This window comes from Comamonas endophytica (assembly GCF_023634805.2).
GTDB lineage: Bacteria > Pseudomonadota > Gammaproteobacteria > Burkholderiales > Burkholderiaceae_C > Comamonas > Comamonas endophytica.
On sequence record NZ_CP106881.1, the window covers coordinates 813,239 to 826,786 of the forward strand.

Annotated in this window: 12 protein-coding genes; 8 read left to right on the forward strand and 4 right to left on the reverse strand. The window is 66.5% G+C overall.

The window, feature by feature from the left end:
- The first annotated feature begins 2 nt into the window (after nt 1-2).
- From M9799_RS03495 to M9799_RS03510, 4 genes are all read left to right on the forward strand, one after another.
- Entirely contained in the window at nt 3-995 is a 993-nt protein-coding gene (locus M9799_RS03495) for an ABC transporter substrate-binding protein (protein ID WP_377007260.1), read from the forward strand.
- 53 nt (nt 996-1,048) lie between these two features.
- The gene (locus M9799_RS03500; RefSeq protein WP_231044141.1) at nt 1,049-1,861 is read left to right on the forward strand and encodes an ABC transporter ATP-binding protein; all 813 of its coding nucleotides are present in this window, start codon (nt 1,049-1,051) and stop codon (nt 1,859-1,861) included.
- Nucleotides 1,858-2,739, forward strand: a complete 882-nt coding sequence (locus M9799_RS03505; RefSeq protein WP_231044140.1) for an ABC transporter permease — start codon at nt 1,858-1,860, stop codon at nt 2,737-2,739. The genes M9799_RS03500 and M9799_RS03505 overlap by 4 nt, the downstream gene beginning before the upstream one ends.
- Before the next feature lie 218 nt (nt 2,740-2,957).
- On the forward strand, nt 2,958-4,331 hold the full coding sequence (locus tag M9799_RS03510; protein ID WP_231044139.1) for an FAD-binding oxidoreductase: 1,374 nt from the start codon (nt 2,958-2,960) through the stop codon (nt 4,329-4,331).
- A 145-nt stretch (nt 4,332-4,476) separates the two neighbouring features.
- Here the strand turns inward: M9799_RS03510 and M9799_RS03515 are convergent, their stop codons facing one another.
- The 3 genes from M9799_RS03515 to M9799_RS03525 all read right to left on the reverse strand — a co-directional run bounded on the left by M9799_RS03515 (nt 4,477) and on the right by M9799_RS03525 (nt 7,703).
- Nucleotides 4,477-5,451, reverse strand: a complete 975-nt coding sequence (locus M9799_RS03515; RefSeq protein WP_231044138.1) for a tripartite tricarboxylate transporter substrate-binding protein — start codon at nt 5,449-5,451, stop codon at nt 4,477-4,479.
- Nucleotides 5,452-5,513: 62 nt separating this feature from the next.
- A complete protein-coding gene (locus M9799_RS03520) occupies nt 5,514-6,737 on the reverse strand; it encodes a CaiB/BaiF CoA transferase family protein (protein ID WP_231044137.1) in 1,224 nt (407 codons plus the stop codon).
- Between the two features lie 21 nt (nt 6,738-6,758).
- Nucleotides 6,759-7,703 (reverse strand): hydroxymethylglutaryl-CoA lyase, encoded by a 945-nt coding sequence (locus M9799_RS03525; RefSeq protein WP_231044136.1) that lies wholly within the window; start codon nt 7,701-7,703, stop codon nt 6,759-6,761.
- A gap of 107 nt (nt 7,704-7,810) precedes the next feature.
- On the opposite strand from M9799_RS03525, the gene M9799_RS03530 reads away from it, so the two are divergent.
- The 3 genes from M9799_RS03530 (at nt 7,811) to M9799_RS03540 (ending at nt 9,683) form a co-directional block, all read left to right on the forward strand.
- Nucleotides 7,811-8,770 (forward strand): LysR family transcriptional regulator, encoded by a 960-nt coding sequence (locus M9799_RS03530; RefSeq protein WP_231044135.1) that lies wholly within the window; start codon nt 7,811-7,813, stop codon nt 8,768-8,770.
- Nucleotides 8,771-8,959: 189 nt separating this feature from the next.
- Nucleotides 8,960-9,265 carry a winged helix-turn-helix transcriptional regulator gene (locus tag M9799_RS03535; RefSeq protein ID WP_231044134.1) on the forward strand — a complete coding sequence of 102 codons (306 nt, stop codon included), beginning with the start codon at nt 8,960-8,962 and terminating at the stop codon, nt 9,263-9,265.
- A gap of 64 nt (nt 9,266-9,329) precedes the next feature.
- On the forward strand, nt 9,330-9,683 hold the full coding sequence (locus M9799_RS03540) for an FKBP-type peptidyl-prolyl cis-trans isomerase (protein ID WP_231044133.1): 354 nt from the start codon (nt 9,330-9,332) through the stop codon (nt 9,681-9,683).
- A 269-nt stretch (nt 9,684-9,952) separates the two neighbouring features.
- Here the strand turns inward: M9799_RS03540 and ppsA are convergent, their stop codons facing one another.
- On the reverse strand, nt 9,953-12,346 hold the full coding sequence (ppsA, locus tag M9799_RS03545) for a phosphoenolpyruvate synthase (protein ID WP_231044132.1): 2,394 nt from the start codon (nt 12,344-12,346) through the stop codon (nt 9,953-9,955).
- 203 nt (nt 12,347-12,549) lie between these two features.
- On the opposite strand from ppsA, the gene ppsR reads away from it, so the two are divergent.
- The gene (gene ppsR / locus M9799_RS03550) at nt 12,550-13,371 is read left to right on the forward strand and encodes a posphoenolpyruvate synthetase regulatory kinase/phosphorylase PpsR (protein WP_231044131.1); all 822 of its coding nucleotides are present in this window, start codon (nt 12,550-12,552) and stop codon (nt 13,369-13,371) included.
- Nucleotides 13,372-13,548: the final 177 nt, after the last annotated feature.

A 13,548-nucleotide genomic window follows, 5' to 3' on the forward strand; every position in this document is an offset into this window, starting at 1 on the left:
CCATGATGAAGTCCGCCTCCCGCCTTTCCCAACTTGGTGCCGCCGCGCTGCTCGCCCTTGGTGCCCTCGGCACCGCGCAGGCGCAGGAGAAATTCACCTTCATGACCAACTGGTACGCGCAGGCCGAGCACGGCGGTTTCTACCAGGCGCTGGCCACGGGCCTGTACAAGAAACATGGCCTGGACGCTCACATCAAGATGGGTGGCCCTCAGGTCAACATCGTGCAGATGATGGCCGCGGGCCAGGCCGACTGCGTGATGGGCTCGAGCGACGTGCAGATGGTGCAGATGCGCGAGGGCGGCGTGCCCGTGACCACCATTGCCGCGATCTTCCAGAAGGATGTGCAGGCGCTGATCACGCACGAGGACGTGAAGCGGTTCGAGGACCTCAAGGGCAAGACCATCCTGATCGGCTCCTCGGCGCAGCGCGGCTTCTGGCCCTGGCTCAAGGCCAAGTACGGCCTGAGCGATTCGCAGACCCGCCCCTATACCTTCAACATCCAGCCTTTCGTCGCCGACAAGAACGTGGCCCAGCAGGGTTATCTGACCTCCGAGCCCTTTGCCATCGCCAAAGCCGGCGTCAAGGCCAACACGCTGCTGTTCAGCGACCACGGCTATCCCGCCTACGCGACCACGGTTTCGTGTATGGACAAGACGCTCAAGGCGCGCAGCGCCGCGGTGACCGCCTTCGTCAAGGCCTCGATGGAAGGCTGGAGGAGCTACCTGGCCGATCCTGCGCCCGGTAACGCGCTGATCAAGAAGGACAACCCCAACATGACGGACGAACAGCTGGCCTACAGCGTGGCCAAGCTCAAGGAGCTGCGCATGATCACCGGCGGCGACGCGGCCACCCAGGGCATCGGCGTGATCACCGAAGCGCGCGCCAAGGCCAGCTACGACTTCCTGGTGGAAACCAAGCTCATCGACCCCGCCAAGGTCAAGCTGGCCGATGCCTACAACACCAGCTTCGTCAAGGACCTCAAGGTCCTTCCCTGAATCGCGCACCGCCCTGAAACAGAGGCCCTTGGCCTCCTCATCGAAAGGCAAACATGACCCCCGCTGAACTTCCGCCTGCCGCCACGCCCGCCGTGGAGGTGCTGTCGGCCGAGAAGACCTACCCCAACGGCACCCAGGCGCTGCTGCCCGTGGACCTGGGCATCGAGGAAGGCGAGTTCGTCACGCTGCTTGGCCCCTCGGGCTGCGGCAAGAGCACGCTGCTCAAAATGGTGGCCGGCCTGCTCGAGCCCACCGACGGCCGGCTGCACCTGTGGCGCCGGCCCGTGGCGCAACTGGCCGAGAGCGGCAAGAAGATGGCCTTTGTCTTCCAGTCGCCGACGCTCATGCCCTGGGCCAGCGTGCAGACCAATGTGCGCCTGCCGCTGGACCTGGCGGGCGTGGCGCGCGCCGAGGCCGATGCGCGCGTGACGGAGGCGCTGGCCCTGGTCGGCCTGTCGAAGTTCGCCCAGGCGCTGCCGCGCGCCTTGTCGGGCGGCATGCAGATGCGGGTGTCGATCGCACGCGGCCTGGTGACCCAGCCCGACCTGCTGCTGATGGACGAGCCCTTTGGCGCGCTCGACGAGATCACGCGCCACAAGCTCGACGCCGACCTGCTCGACCTGTGGCGCAGGAAGAAGCTCACGGTGATCTTCGTCACGCACTCGATCCACGAGGCCGTCTTCCTGTCGAGCCGCGTGGTCATGATGGCCGCGCGCCCGGGCCGCGTGGTCGAGGAGTTCCGCATCGAAGCGCCCTACCCGCGCACGGCCGATTTCATGGTCTCGCCCGAATTCAGCCGCTACGCCAAGCTGCTGCAGGACAGCCTGCTGCGCGCCAGCGCCGACTCCATGGAGGCATTCGCATGAGCACCCCGTTTCCAACCGTTTCCGCCGTCGCGCCACGCACTGCCCCGGCTGCGCCAGCCGCGAAGAAAGCCGCCCCGGTCCGGCCCACGCGCGCGCCCCTGCTGTCCCAGCCACGCGTGCAGCGCATCCTCTACCCGCTGCTGGTCGGCGTGGTGCTGATCGCGCTGTGGCAGGGCCTGGTCACGGGGCTGGAGCTGCCGCCCTATCTGGTGCCCTCGCCCTGGCTGATGCTGCAGACGCTGGTTACCGACTGGGCCGCGCTGGGCGCCTCGCTGTGGGTCACGATCAAGATCACGCTGCTGGCCTTCGTGGCCGCCACCGTGGCCGGGGTGCTGATCTCCTTCCTGTTCGTGCAGAGCAAGCGCATCGAGACCGCGCTTTTTCCCTATGCCGTGCTGCTGCAGGTCACGCCCATCGTCGCCGTCGCGCCGCTGATCATCATCTGGGTCAAGGACCCGACTGCCTCGATGGTGATCTGCGCCGCGCTGGTGGCGCTGTTCCCGATCATCAGCAACACCACGCTGGGCCTGCGCAGCGTCGAGCCCGACCTGCAGAGCTACTTCCAGCTCAACCGCGCGACGCGGCTGCAGACGCTGGTGCGGCTGCGCATCCCGAGCGCGCTGCCCTATTTCTTCGGCGGGCTGCGCATCTCCAGCGGCCTGGCGCTGATCGGCGCAGTGGTGGCCGAATTCGTCGCCGGCACGGGCGGCTCGGGCGCGGGGCTGGCGTATCAGATCCTGCAGGCTGGGTTTCAACTCAACATCCCGCGGATGTTCGCGGCGCTGCTGCTGATTTCGCTGACGGGCGTGGCGATGTTCGTGCTGATGGCGTGGCTGAGCCGGGTGGCGTTAGGAAGTTGGCATGCGAGCGAGAGCTAGACGAGCTCACTGAACTTGAACACAGGCCGTCCATCCTTCGACGAGCTCAGGACGAACGGTGTGTGTAAGCCCCTCCTCTTCTCCACCGTTCGTGGTGATCCTGAGCCTGTCGAAGGATCGAACCATGAACGTCCTGCCCTCGTGAACACATCAGGCCGTTCGTCCGTCGACAGGCTCAGACGAACGGAAATTTGCCCAAAGCGTTTGAAGAGATAGACATGACCGCCACCATTACCGCAGCCCACTACCTCCCCACCCTCCTCCCCACCCTCGACTGGATCTCCGACCCCCTGCGCGTGGGCCGCCTTTCGCAGGACTTCGCCTGGTTCAGCCCGGTGCTCAAACGCGAGCTGGCAGGCAAGCGCGCCGACATCGCCGTGCGCCCGCGCACCGAAGATGAAATCCGCCAGGTGGTGGCTGCCTGCGCCAGCGCCGGCATTCCCATCACGGTGCGCGGCAGCGGCACCGGCAATTACGGCCAGTGCACGCCGCTGCAGGGCGGCGTGATCCTCGACCTCTCGGGCTACAACGCCTTTGGCTGGGTGCGCGGCGGCGTGGGCCGGGCGCAGGCCGGTATCCGCCTGGGTGACTTCGACGCGCAGGCCAGGCCGCTGGGCCAGGAGCTGCGCTGGCTGCCTTCGACCTACCGCAGCGCCACGCTGGGCGGACTGTTCGGCGGCGGCTTTGGCGGCGCGGGCTCGATCAACCACGGCCCGCTGGCCGCGCCGGGCAACGTGCTGGCGGTGCGTGCCATGACCGTCGAAGCCGAGCCGCAGGTCATCGAGCTGCGCGGCGCCGAGGCCATGCTGCTGCACCACACCTACGGCACCAACGGCATCGTGCTGGAGCTGGAAGTCGCGCTCACGCCGGCCATGGAGTGGACCGAATGCATTGCGACCTTCGACGCATTCGACGCGGCGCTGGAGTTTGCCGACCGCTTTGCCAGCGCGCCGGGCCTGGAGAAAAAGGAAGTGTGCTTTCTGGCCGCGCCCATTCCCGCCTACTTCACCAGCCTGGCCGAATACCTGCCCGCGGGCTGCCACGCGGTGCTGCTGCTGGTCGCGCCGCATTCCGAAGCCGGCATGCGCGACATGGTGGCCAGGCATGGCGGCCAGGTCAGCTACCGCAAGACCGCCGAGGAAGTGAAGGCCGGCAACAAGACCCTGGTCGAGTACACCTGGAACCACACCACGCTGCATGCGCTCAAGGTGGACAAGGGGCTGACCTATATCCAGAGCGGCTTCGATCCGAAACGCAAGCTCGAACAGGTCAAGGCGCTGGAAGCGGCGCTGGGCGGCGAGGTCATGATGCACCTCGAGTTCCTGCGCACCAAGGAAGGCGCGCTCAACTGCAGCGGGCTGCAGATCATCCGCTACACCACCGAGGAGCGGCTGAACCAGATCATGCAGATCCACCGCGACCATGGCGTGCAGATCAACAACCCGCATGTCTACATCGTCGAGGACGGCAAGCAGAACAACCTCGACCCCGCCGTCGTCCAGACCAAGCAGCGCTTCGACCCGTTGGGTTTGCTCAATCCCGGCAAGCTGCGCAGCTGGGAGGCCATGCAGCCGCTGCGCCAGAGCGCGTAAATTACAGCCAATGCGTTGTCAACCGCCGCTGAAACTGGCGATCACCACCCCAGGGGCACCGAGGAAGGGCCGCCCCGCACCGAGGGTGCCGTCCCCCTCCACCGAAGGTTGAGAGGGGGAAGCGACGAAGTCGCTCAGGGGAGTGCTAATCCAATTTCACGCGGGCGTTCTTCACGACCTGCGCCATGCGCTGCAACTCCGAGCGCATGAAAGCCGCGGTGGCTTCGGGCGGCGTGAGCTTGATCTCGTAGCCCTGCGCGACCAGCGCGTTGCGCGCCTCGGGCTGGGCCAGCGTCTGCTGGAAAGCCTGGTGCAGGCGGCTGCGCTCGGCCATCGGCAGGTCCTTGGGACCCACGGCCGCGATCCAGCCTTCGAGCGCATAGTCGGGCAGGCCCTGCTCGGCAATCGTCGGCAGCTCGGGCATCGAAGGCACGCGCTGCGCCGTGGTCACGCCCAGGGCGCGCAGCATGCCGCTCTTGATGTGCGGCGCCGCGGGCGCCAGCGCCACCACGGCCCACTGCACCTGGCCGCTGAGCAGGTCGTTCATCAGCATGCCCATGCCCTTGTAGGGAATGTGCCTGACGTCCAGCTTGGCCTGGTCGACCACCATTGCCGCGCCCAGGTGCAGGATGGTGCCGTTGCCCGAGGAGCCGTAGTTCAGCGTGCCGGGCTTGGCCTTGGCCAGCGCCACCAGCTCCTGGATGCTGTGCGCCGGCACCGCCGGGTTGGCGACCAGCACGAAGGGCGTCGCGCCGATGATGGTGATCGGCGAGATGTCCTGCATGGCGTCGAAGGGGATCGACGTGTAGACGCTGGGATTGACCACATGGTTGTTCGAGACCACGCCGATCATCGAGCCGTCCCTGGGGCCGCGCACGATCTGCGCCGTGCCGGTGATGCCACCCGCGCCCGGCAGGTTCTCGATGACCACCGGGTGGCCCACGGCCTTGGCCAGCGAGGTGCTGATCGCGCGGATCGCGCCGTCGGCGCCCGAGCCTGCCGACAGCGGCAGGATCACGCGCAGCGGCTTGTCGCCCTGGGCCAGCGCGCCCAGCGGGAGCGCGAGGCTGGCGGCCGCAAGGGCCAGGAGGCTGCGTCGGGGAAGATGGGGAAAATGCATGGCTTGTCTCCTGCTTTGTTTTTTATGGCGAAAAAAAGCCCGCGCATGCGCAGGCTTGGGGGTTAGACCACGGCGCCGTTGGCTTCCATGGCTTTGACCTCGTCGGGGCTATAGCCCAGCGAATCCAGCAGCTGCCGGGTGTGTTCCCCCAGCTTGGGCGGGTTGTGGCGGATGCCGGGGCGCTGGCCGTCCATGCGGATCGGCAGCAGGGTGGTGCGCGCAGTCTGCCCGGCACGCTCGCCATCGGTGAGCGTGACCTCGGCCAGCCCGCCCGTGGCGTTGAGGTGCGGGTCGTCGAACAGCTGCTCGGGACGCACGATGGGCGCGTAGGGCAGGCCGTTGCGCTCGAAGATATCGGACAGCTGCTCGGTGCTGTAGGCCGACAGGCGGTGGCGCAGCTCGGGCAGCAGCGTCGGGCGGGCGCGCACGCGGTCGTTGTTGGTGGCATAGGCCGGGTCGGCCTGCAGGTCGGCAAAGCCCATGGCCTTGCACAGCGTGTTCCACTGCGCGTCGCTCACGGCCGCCAGGAAGATCTGGCCGTTGTCCTTGACGCTGAACACGTCGTACACCGCCCAGGCGGAGATGCGCTCGGGCATGGGCGCGGCCGCCTCGCCCGTCACGGCGTACTGCATCATGTGCTGGCCGACCAGGAACACATTGTTCTCGAACAGCGCCGAATCGATCTCCTGGCCGCGGCCGGTGGTGGCGCGCTGCATCAGCGCCGCCATCGCGCCGATCGCGCCGAACATGCCGCCCATGATGTCGTTGACGCTGGCACCCGCGCGCAGCGGGTCGCCCGGGCGGCCGGTCATGTAGGCCAGCCCGCCCATCATCTGCACCACCTCGTCGAGCGCCGTGCGCTGCTCGTAGGGGCCGGGCAGGAAGCCCGCGTGGTTCACGTAGATCAGCCGCTCGTTCAGGCGCGACAGCGCGCTGTAGTCGAGGCCGTACTTCTTCATGACGCCGGGCTTGAAGTTCTGCACCACGATGTCGGCCGACGAGGCCAGGCGGATCGCGGCCTGCAGGCCCTCGGGGTGGCGCAGGTCCAGCGCGATGCTCTTCTTGTTGCGGTTGAACATCGGGAAGAAGCCCGCGCCCGCGCCCAGCAGATGGCGCGTGCGGTCGCCCTCGACGGGCTCGACCTTGATGACCTCGGCCCCCAGATCCGCCAGCACCATGCCGCAGGTGGGACCCATGACCATATGCGAAAACTCCACCACCCGCAGACCCTGCAGCGGCAGGCCGGCACCCTTGGCCGCATCCGCAGCATTCAAATTCTCAGACATCACGTTCCATCCAAAACCGGCTCAGGCAGCCATCGCCGCCGCGCCATTGAGCACCTGCGGCAGACCTGCCTGCCACAGCACACCATGCAGGGTCTCCCCCGGCAACCAGGCCTCGAGCTGCCGGCGCAATGCCAGCAGGGCCTGGATATCCAATCCTGTCTCCACGCCCATGCGTTCGAGCATGAACGCCAGGTCCTCGGTCGCCACGTTGCCGCTGGCGCCCGGCGCATGCGGACAGCCGCCGATGCCGGCCAAGCAGGCATCGAAGCGCTCGATGCCGGTCTGCCAGGCCGCATAGGCATTTGCCAGGCCGAGCCCGCGCGTATCGTGGAAGTGCGCGCAGCATAGCCTGTCTCCGACCTCGCGGCGCGCTGCCTCGAACATGCGCCGCACCATTTCGGGGTCGGCAAAGCCCACGGTATCGGCCAGGCTCACCCGGTCCGCGCCCGCATCGAGCAGCGCCACCAGCAGGCGCAGCACCTCGGCCGGCTCGACCTCGCCCTGCAGCGTACAGCCAAAGGCGGTACCCACACCGCCCTCGATCAGCGTCGCGTGGCCGCCCGCGTCGCGCTGTGCGCGGATGCGTGCCACCTCGGCCACCACCTCGTCGGGCGTCTTGCGCAGATTCGCCAGGCTGTGGGCATGGCTGGCCGACAGCGGCACCACCATCAGATCGGCGCCGCATTCCAGCGCCTTCTGCGCGCCCTTGAGATTGGGCACCAGCACCGAGGCCACCAGCCCGGGCAGCGCCTTGGCATGCGCCAGCACCTCGGCGGTGTCGGCCAGCTGGGGCAGCAGCCGCGCCGGCACGAAGGAGCCGACCTCGATCTCGCGCTGGCCGGCGGCGTAGGCGGCATCGACCCAGGCGAGTTTTTGCGCCGTCGGCATGGTGCGCGCCAGGCTCTGCAGGCCGTCGCGCAGGCCGACTTCGCGGAGGACGGCTTGGCGGGAAGCAGTGGACGGCATGCGGTCTCCAAATCGTTCTGGTTAGGGAATGCGCCGATTCTAGGAATTCCTGGTCGGAACGGATAATCAATTTTGGAACCACTAGCCTTCCCAAACGGAATACCTCCATGCGCGACCTCGACCTGACCACCCTGCGGCTGTTCGTCGCCGTGTGCGAGCAACGCAATATCGCGGCGGTGGGCCTGCAGCAGGCCATGGTCGGCTCGGCCATCAGCAAGCGGCTGGCCCAGCTCGAATACCAGGTCGGCACGCAGCTGCTGGTGCGCAAGCGCCGCGGCGTGGCGCCCACGCCCGCCGGCGAGACCCTGCTCGAGCATGCACGCGCGCTGCTGGCGCGCAGCGCGGTGATCGCGCGCGACATGGCGGGCTATGCCCAGGGCACGCGCGGCCATGTGCGGCTGCTGGTCACCGCTTCGGTCATGGCCGAGTCGCTGGCCGACGACGTGGCGGCCTTCCTGCAAGCGCCCGCCCATGGCCAGATCCAGGTCAGCCTCGAGGAGCGCGTGAGCCCCGAAGTGGCGCGCGGCGTGCGCGAGGGCAGCGCCTCGGTCGGCATCTGCTGGGACGCGGCCGACCTCGAGGGCCTGCAGACCCAGGCCTACCGCGGCGACCACCTGGCCATCTGCGCGCATGCCAGCCACCCCGTCGCCGCGCGCCGGCAGGTGCACTTCGCCGAGGTGCTGGACCATGAATTCGTGAACATGCCGGCGCTCAGCGCGGTGCAGCAGATGCTCACGCGCGCCGCCGCCGTGCACGGCAAGGTGCTGCAGCACCGCATGCAGGTCTCGCATTTCGAGGCCGCGCTGCGCGTCGTGCGCGCCAACCTGGCGATCAGCGTGGTGCCTTTCGAGATCGCCGAGCCCTTTGCAAAGGCCTACGGCCTGCGCCTGGTGCCGCTGGCCGATGCCTGGGCGCAGCGGCGCTTCGCCATCTGCTTTCGCAGCCACGAGCAGCTGAGCACGGCCGCGCAGCTGCTGGTCGCGCATCTGCATGGCTGCGGTCTGGAACATGCCGTTGGTAGAGGATGCGTCAGTCCGGAGCATGGGGCCGTACGGAAGCTGAGCTAATCCCCTGCAGCCAGCGTGGCTTGGCAGCAACAATTGCCTGGATTTTCCAGATTTGCTCATCTGCGCAAGGCGGATATGGCTTCGGAGCTACCAAACTTGTAGCAAGATAGTTTCCACGCTATAGTCATTTACGACTGGGCGCAGTGGCCAACGCACTGCCCACACCCCATCGCGCAAGGAGAAGCGTCCATGAGCCCCAAGGAAAATGTCGCCATCAACCAGCTGTTCGAGCGGCTCGAATGCCGTTACGCGCTGCGGGTGCTGTGGGCGCTGCGGGACGGACATCCCCAGACCTTCCGCCTGCTCCAGGACAGCGTCGGCGGCATCACCCCCAACACGCTCAACACCCGCATTAAGGAGCTGCGCGAATGCGGGCTGCTCGAGCATGGCAGCGATGGCTACATCGTGACGATGACGGGCCAGGACCTGCTCAAGAGGCTCAGCGACGTGCAGGCCTTTGCCAACCGCTGGGTCACGGCGCGCGCCAAGAAGTAAAGTACGGCATTGACACCTGTCCCCCGCGGACGCTTTCACCTCCATTCATTTCCAAGGATCTCCCATGGCATTCACCACCACCCCCTCCGGCCTGCAATACGAAGACACCATCGTCGGCGAAGGCGCCGAAGCCAAGCGTGGCGCCAACGTCACCGTGCACTACACCGGCTGGCTCTACAACGAAGGCGTGCAGGGCGCGAAGTTCGACTCGAGCAAGGACCGCAAGGACCCCTTCGTGTTCCCCCTGGGCGCCGGCATGGTGATCAAGGGCTGGGACGAAGGCGTGCAGGGCATGAAGGTCGGCGGCGCACGCACGCTGATCATTCCCGCAGCGCTGGGCTACGGCGCGCGCGGCGCGGGCGGCGTGATCCCGCCGAACGCTACGCTCAAGTTCGATGTGGAGCTGCTGGCGGTTTGAAAACGCCTGTTCGATAGCTGTCAGCTGGAACTATCCGTTCGTCCTGAGCCTGGCGCAGGGCATCCTGTCGAAGGATGAACGTCCTGTCCTCCAAACGGGAACCATGCGCCCTAAACCTGAGACTTCCAAAACTTGACGTCAGGTCCGTCATCCTGCGACAAGCTCAGGACGAACGGTCTTTTTGGTGCAGTGCTTCAGCCAGGGCTGTCAGCACGGCGCAGAAACAAAAAAAGCGGCCAAGGCCGCTTTTTTCATGGGTCAATCGCCTTTCAGCGATCGGCCAGCTGCTGCCAGGTGGCAACCACGCTGTCAGGATTGAGCGAGATCGAGGAGATGCCCTGCTGCGCCAGCCATTCGGCGAAGTCCGGGTGGTCCGAAGGGCCCTGGCCGCAGATGCCCACGTACTTGCCCTGGGCCAGGCAGGCGTCGATGGAGCGCTTGAGCATCTTCTTCACGGCGGGATCGCGCTCGTCGAAGTCGGCCGCCAGCAGCTCCAGGCCGGAGTCGCGGTCCAGGCCCAGCGTCAGCTGGGTCAGGTCGTTGGAGCCGATGGAGAAGCCGTCGAAGTACTCGAGGAACTCGTCGGCCAGGATGGCGTTCGAGGGCACCTCGCACATCATGATCAGCTTGAGCCCGTTCTCGCCGCGCTTCAGGCCATTGTCGGCCAGCAGCTGGTTCACGCGCTCGGCCTGCTTGAGCGTGCGCACGAAGGGGATCATGATCTGCACGTTGGTCAGGCCCATGTCCTCGCGCACGCGGCGCAGCGCCTCGCATTCCATCTTGAAGGCTTCGCCGAAGTCGGCGCTGATGTAGCGCGCCGCGCCGCGGAAGCCCAGCATCGGGTTCTCTTCCTCGGGCTCGTAGCGGCTGCCGCCGATCAGCTTGCGGTATTCGTTGGACTTGAAGTCCGACATGCGCACGATGACCGGCTTGGGGTAGAACGCGGCGGCGATCGTCGCCACGCCTTCGGCCACCTTGTCGACATAGAAGGCGCGCGGCGAGGCATGGCCGCGGGCCACCGATTCCACGGCTTTCTTCAGGTCGGCATCGACCGCGGGGTAGTCCAGGATGGCCTTGGGGTGCACGCCGATGTTGTTGTTGATGATGAACTCCAGGCGCGCCAGGCCCACGCCCTCGTTGGGCAGCTGCGCGAAGTCGAAGGCCAGCTGGGGGTTGCCGACGTTCATCATGATCTTGGTCTTGATCTCGGGCATCGCGCCGCGCTGCACCTCGGTGACCTCGGTCTCGATCAGGCCGTCGTAAATCTTGCCGGTGTCGCCTTCGGCGCAGGACACGGTGACCAGCGTGCCGGCCTTGAGCAGTTCGGTGGCGTTGCCGCAGCCGACGACGGCAGGAATGCCGAGCTCGCGCGCGATGATCGCCGCGTGGCAGGTGCGGCCGCCGCGGTTGGTGACGATGGCCGAGGCACGCTTCATCACCGGCTCCCAGTTCGGGTCGGTCATGTCGGTGACCAGCACGTCGCCGGGCTGCACCTGGTCCATCTGCGAGATGTCGCCGACCAGGCGCACCGGGCCGGTGCCGATCTTCTGGCCGATGGCGCGGCCTTCGGCCAGCACCGCGCCCGTGCCCATGAGCTTGTAGCGCATCTCGGCCTGGCCCTTGGACTGGCTCTTCACGGTCTCGGGGCGGGCCTGCAGGATGTAGATCTGGCCGTCGGTGCCGTCCTTGCCCCACTCGATGTCCATCGGGCGGCCGTAGTGCTCCTCGATGACCAGCGCATAGCGCGCGAGCTGCTCGACGTCGGCGTCGGTCAGCGAGTAGCGGTTGCGCAGCTCGGGCGCGACATCGGTGGTCTTGACCAGCTTGCCGCTGGTGGCCTTCTCCTCGGCCGAGGCGAACACCATCTGCACCAGCTTCGAGCCCAGGTTGCGGCGGATCAGCGCCTTCTTGCCGGCCTTGAGCATGGGCTTGTGCACATAGAACTCGTCGGGGTTGACGGCGCCCTGCACCACGGTCTCGCCCAGGCCGTAGCTCGAGGTGATGAACACCACGTCCTCGAAGCCCGATTCGGTGTCGATGGTGAACATGACGCCGGCGGCACCGGTGTCGGAGCGCACCATGCGCTGCACGCCGGCCGACAGCGCGACCACGTCGTGCGCGAAGCCCTTGTGCACGCGGTAGGAGATCGCACGGTCGTTGTAGAGCGAGGCGAACACTTCCTTCATCTTGTGCAGCACGTCGTCGATGCCCACCACGTTGAGGAAGGTTTCCTGCTGGCCGGCAAAGGAGGCGTCGGGCAGGTCCTCGGCCGTGGCCGAGGATCGCACCGCGAACGAGGCCTGGTCGTTGCCCGCGCTCAGCGTGGCAAAGGCTTCGCCGATGGCCTGCTGCAGGTCGGCCGGGAAAGGCTGGTTCTCGACCATGGCGCGGATCTCGGCGCCGGCCGTGGCCAGCGCGCGCACGTCCTCGATGTCGAGCGCGGCCAGCTTGGCGTTGATGCGGTCGGCCAGGCCTTCGAAAGCCAGGAACTGGCGGAACGCATGCGCCGTGGTCGCGAAGCCCGTGGGCACCTTCACGCCCTCGGGCAGCTGGGAGATCATCTCGCCGAGCGAGGCGTTCTTGCCGCCGACCGACTCGACGTCGCTCATTCGCAATTTCTCGAAAGGAACGACCAGGGCGGTCGCCTCAAACAGTGCAGACATGGGAAAGCTCCAAAGTTAAAAACCGCTGCAGCCGCGCCATCCGGTGGCGCGGGGTGGTCCATGCTGCGCTGCGCAGGCTTTGCTCTTGTGGTTGTGGGCCAAAGACGAGCATGGACATGAAATTGGGAATAATGGGCGCCATTGTAGGCCCGCGTCCGGTTTCCGCGCGCCTGGCCCGTCATTCATTTCCCCCAAAGAGCACCATGCACACGCGCACCGTATTCCTGATCTCCGACGGCACCGGCATCACCGCCGAGACCTTCGGCAAAGCCCTGATGACCCAGTTCGACGTGAGCGCCCGCTTCGTGCGCATTCCCTTCGTCACGACCGTGGACAAGGCGCACCAGACCGTGCGCCAGATCAACCACACCGGCGAAGTGGAAGGCAAGAAGCCGATCGTCTTCACGACGCTGGTGGACATGGAGGTGGTGAACGTCATCCGCGAGAACTGCAAGGGCATGCTGATGGACATGTTCGGCACCTTCGTCAACCCGCTGGAACAGGAGCTGGGGCTCAAGTCCCACCACCGCGTGGGGCGCTTCTCGGACATCAGCCAGAGCAAGGAATACCTGGACCGCATGGAGGCCATCAACTTCAGCCTGGCCCATGACGACGGCCAGACCAACCATGATCTCGCGGGCGCCGATGTGATCCTGGTGGGCGTGAGCCGCAGCGGCAAGACGCCGACCAGCCTGTACCTGGCGATGCAGTTCGGCCTGAAGGTCGGCAACTACCCGCTGATCCCCGAGGACTTCGAACGCCGCCAGTTGCCCCCGGCGCTGCTGCCGGTGCGCAAGAAGCTGTTCGGCCTGTCCATCGACCCGCAGCGCCTCTCGGACATCCGCAACGAGCGCCGCCCGAACTCGCGCTACGCCAGCCTGGAGAACTGCCGCCACGAGGTGGCCGAGGCCGAGGCGATGATGCGGCGTACGGGGATCCGGTGGTTGTCTAGCACCAATAAGTCGATCGAGGAGATTGCGACCACCATCTTGCAGGATGTGAAGCCGGAGCGGCTGGGGTATTAAATCTAGGCGTCTGTTCAGGGGCTAAGGACGGCTAGGTTGTTCTTCTAGAGGGCAGGACGTTCACCCTTCGACAAGCTCAGGGCGAACGGGGGGTTTAACCGTTCGTCCTGAGCCTGTCGAAGGATGAATGGCCCCCCTACAAAAAGGCATGCCCTTGCTCTCGCCACGATCAAAAAA

Coding starts and splice junctions, on each gene's coding strand:
- M9799_RS03495 (WP_377007260.1), top strand. CDS start 3: ATGATGAAGTCCGCCTCCCGCCTTTCCCAACTTGGTGCCGCCGCGCTG.
- M9799_RS03500 (WP_231044141.1), top strand. CDS start 1,049: ATGACCCCCGCTGAACTTCCGCCTGCCGCCACGCCCGCCGTGGAGGTG.
- M9799_RS03505 (WP_231044140.1), top strand. CDS start 1,858: ATGAGCACCCCGTTTCCAACCGTTTCCGCCGTCGCGCCACGCACTGCC.
- M9799_RS03510 (WP_231044139.1), top strand. CDS start 2,958: ATGACCGCCACCATTACCGCAGCCCACTACCTCCCCACCCTCCTCCCC.
- M9799_RS03515 (WP_231044138.1), bottom strand. CDS start 5,451: ATGCATTTTCCCCATCTTCCCCGACGCAGCCTCCTGGCCCTTGCGGCC.
- M9799_RS03520 (WP_231044137.1), bottom strand. CDS start 6,737: ATGTCTGAGAATTTGAATGCTGCGGATGCGGCCAAGGGTGCCGGCCTG.
- M9799_RS03525 (WP_231044136.1), bottom strand. CDS start 7,703: ATGCCGTCCACTGCTTCCCGCCAAGCCGTCCTCCGCGAAGTCGGCCTG.
- M9799_RS03530 (WP_231044135.1), top strand. CDS start 7,811: ATGCGCGACCTCGACCTGACCACCCTGCGGCTGTTCGTCGCCGTGTGC.
- M9799_RS03535 (WP_231044134.1), top strand. CDS start 8,960: ATGAGCCCCAAGGAAAATGTCGCCATCAACCAGCTGTTCGAGCGGCTC.
- M9799_RS03540 (WP_231044133.1), top strand. CDS start 9,330: ATGGCATTCACCACCACCCCCTCCGGCCTGCAATACGAAGACACCATC.
- ppsA (WP_231044132.1), bottom strand. CDS start 12,346: ATGTCTGCACTGTTTGAGGCGACCGCCCTGGTCGTTCCTTTCGAGAAA.
- ppsR (WP_231044131.1), top strand. CDS start 12,550: ATGCACACGCGCACCGTATTCCTGATCTCCGACGGCACCGGCATCACC.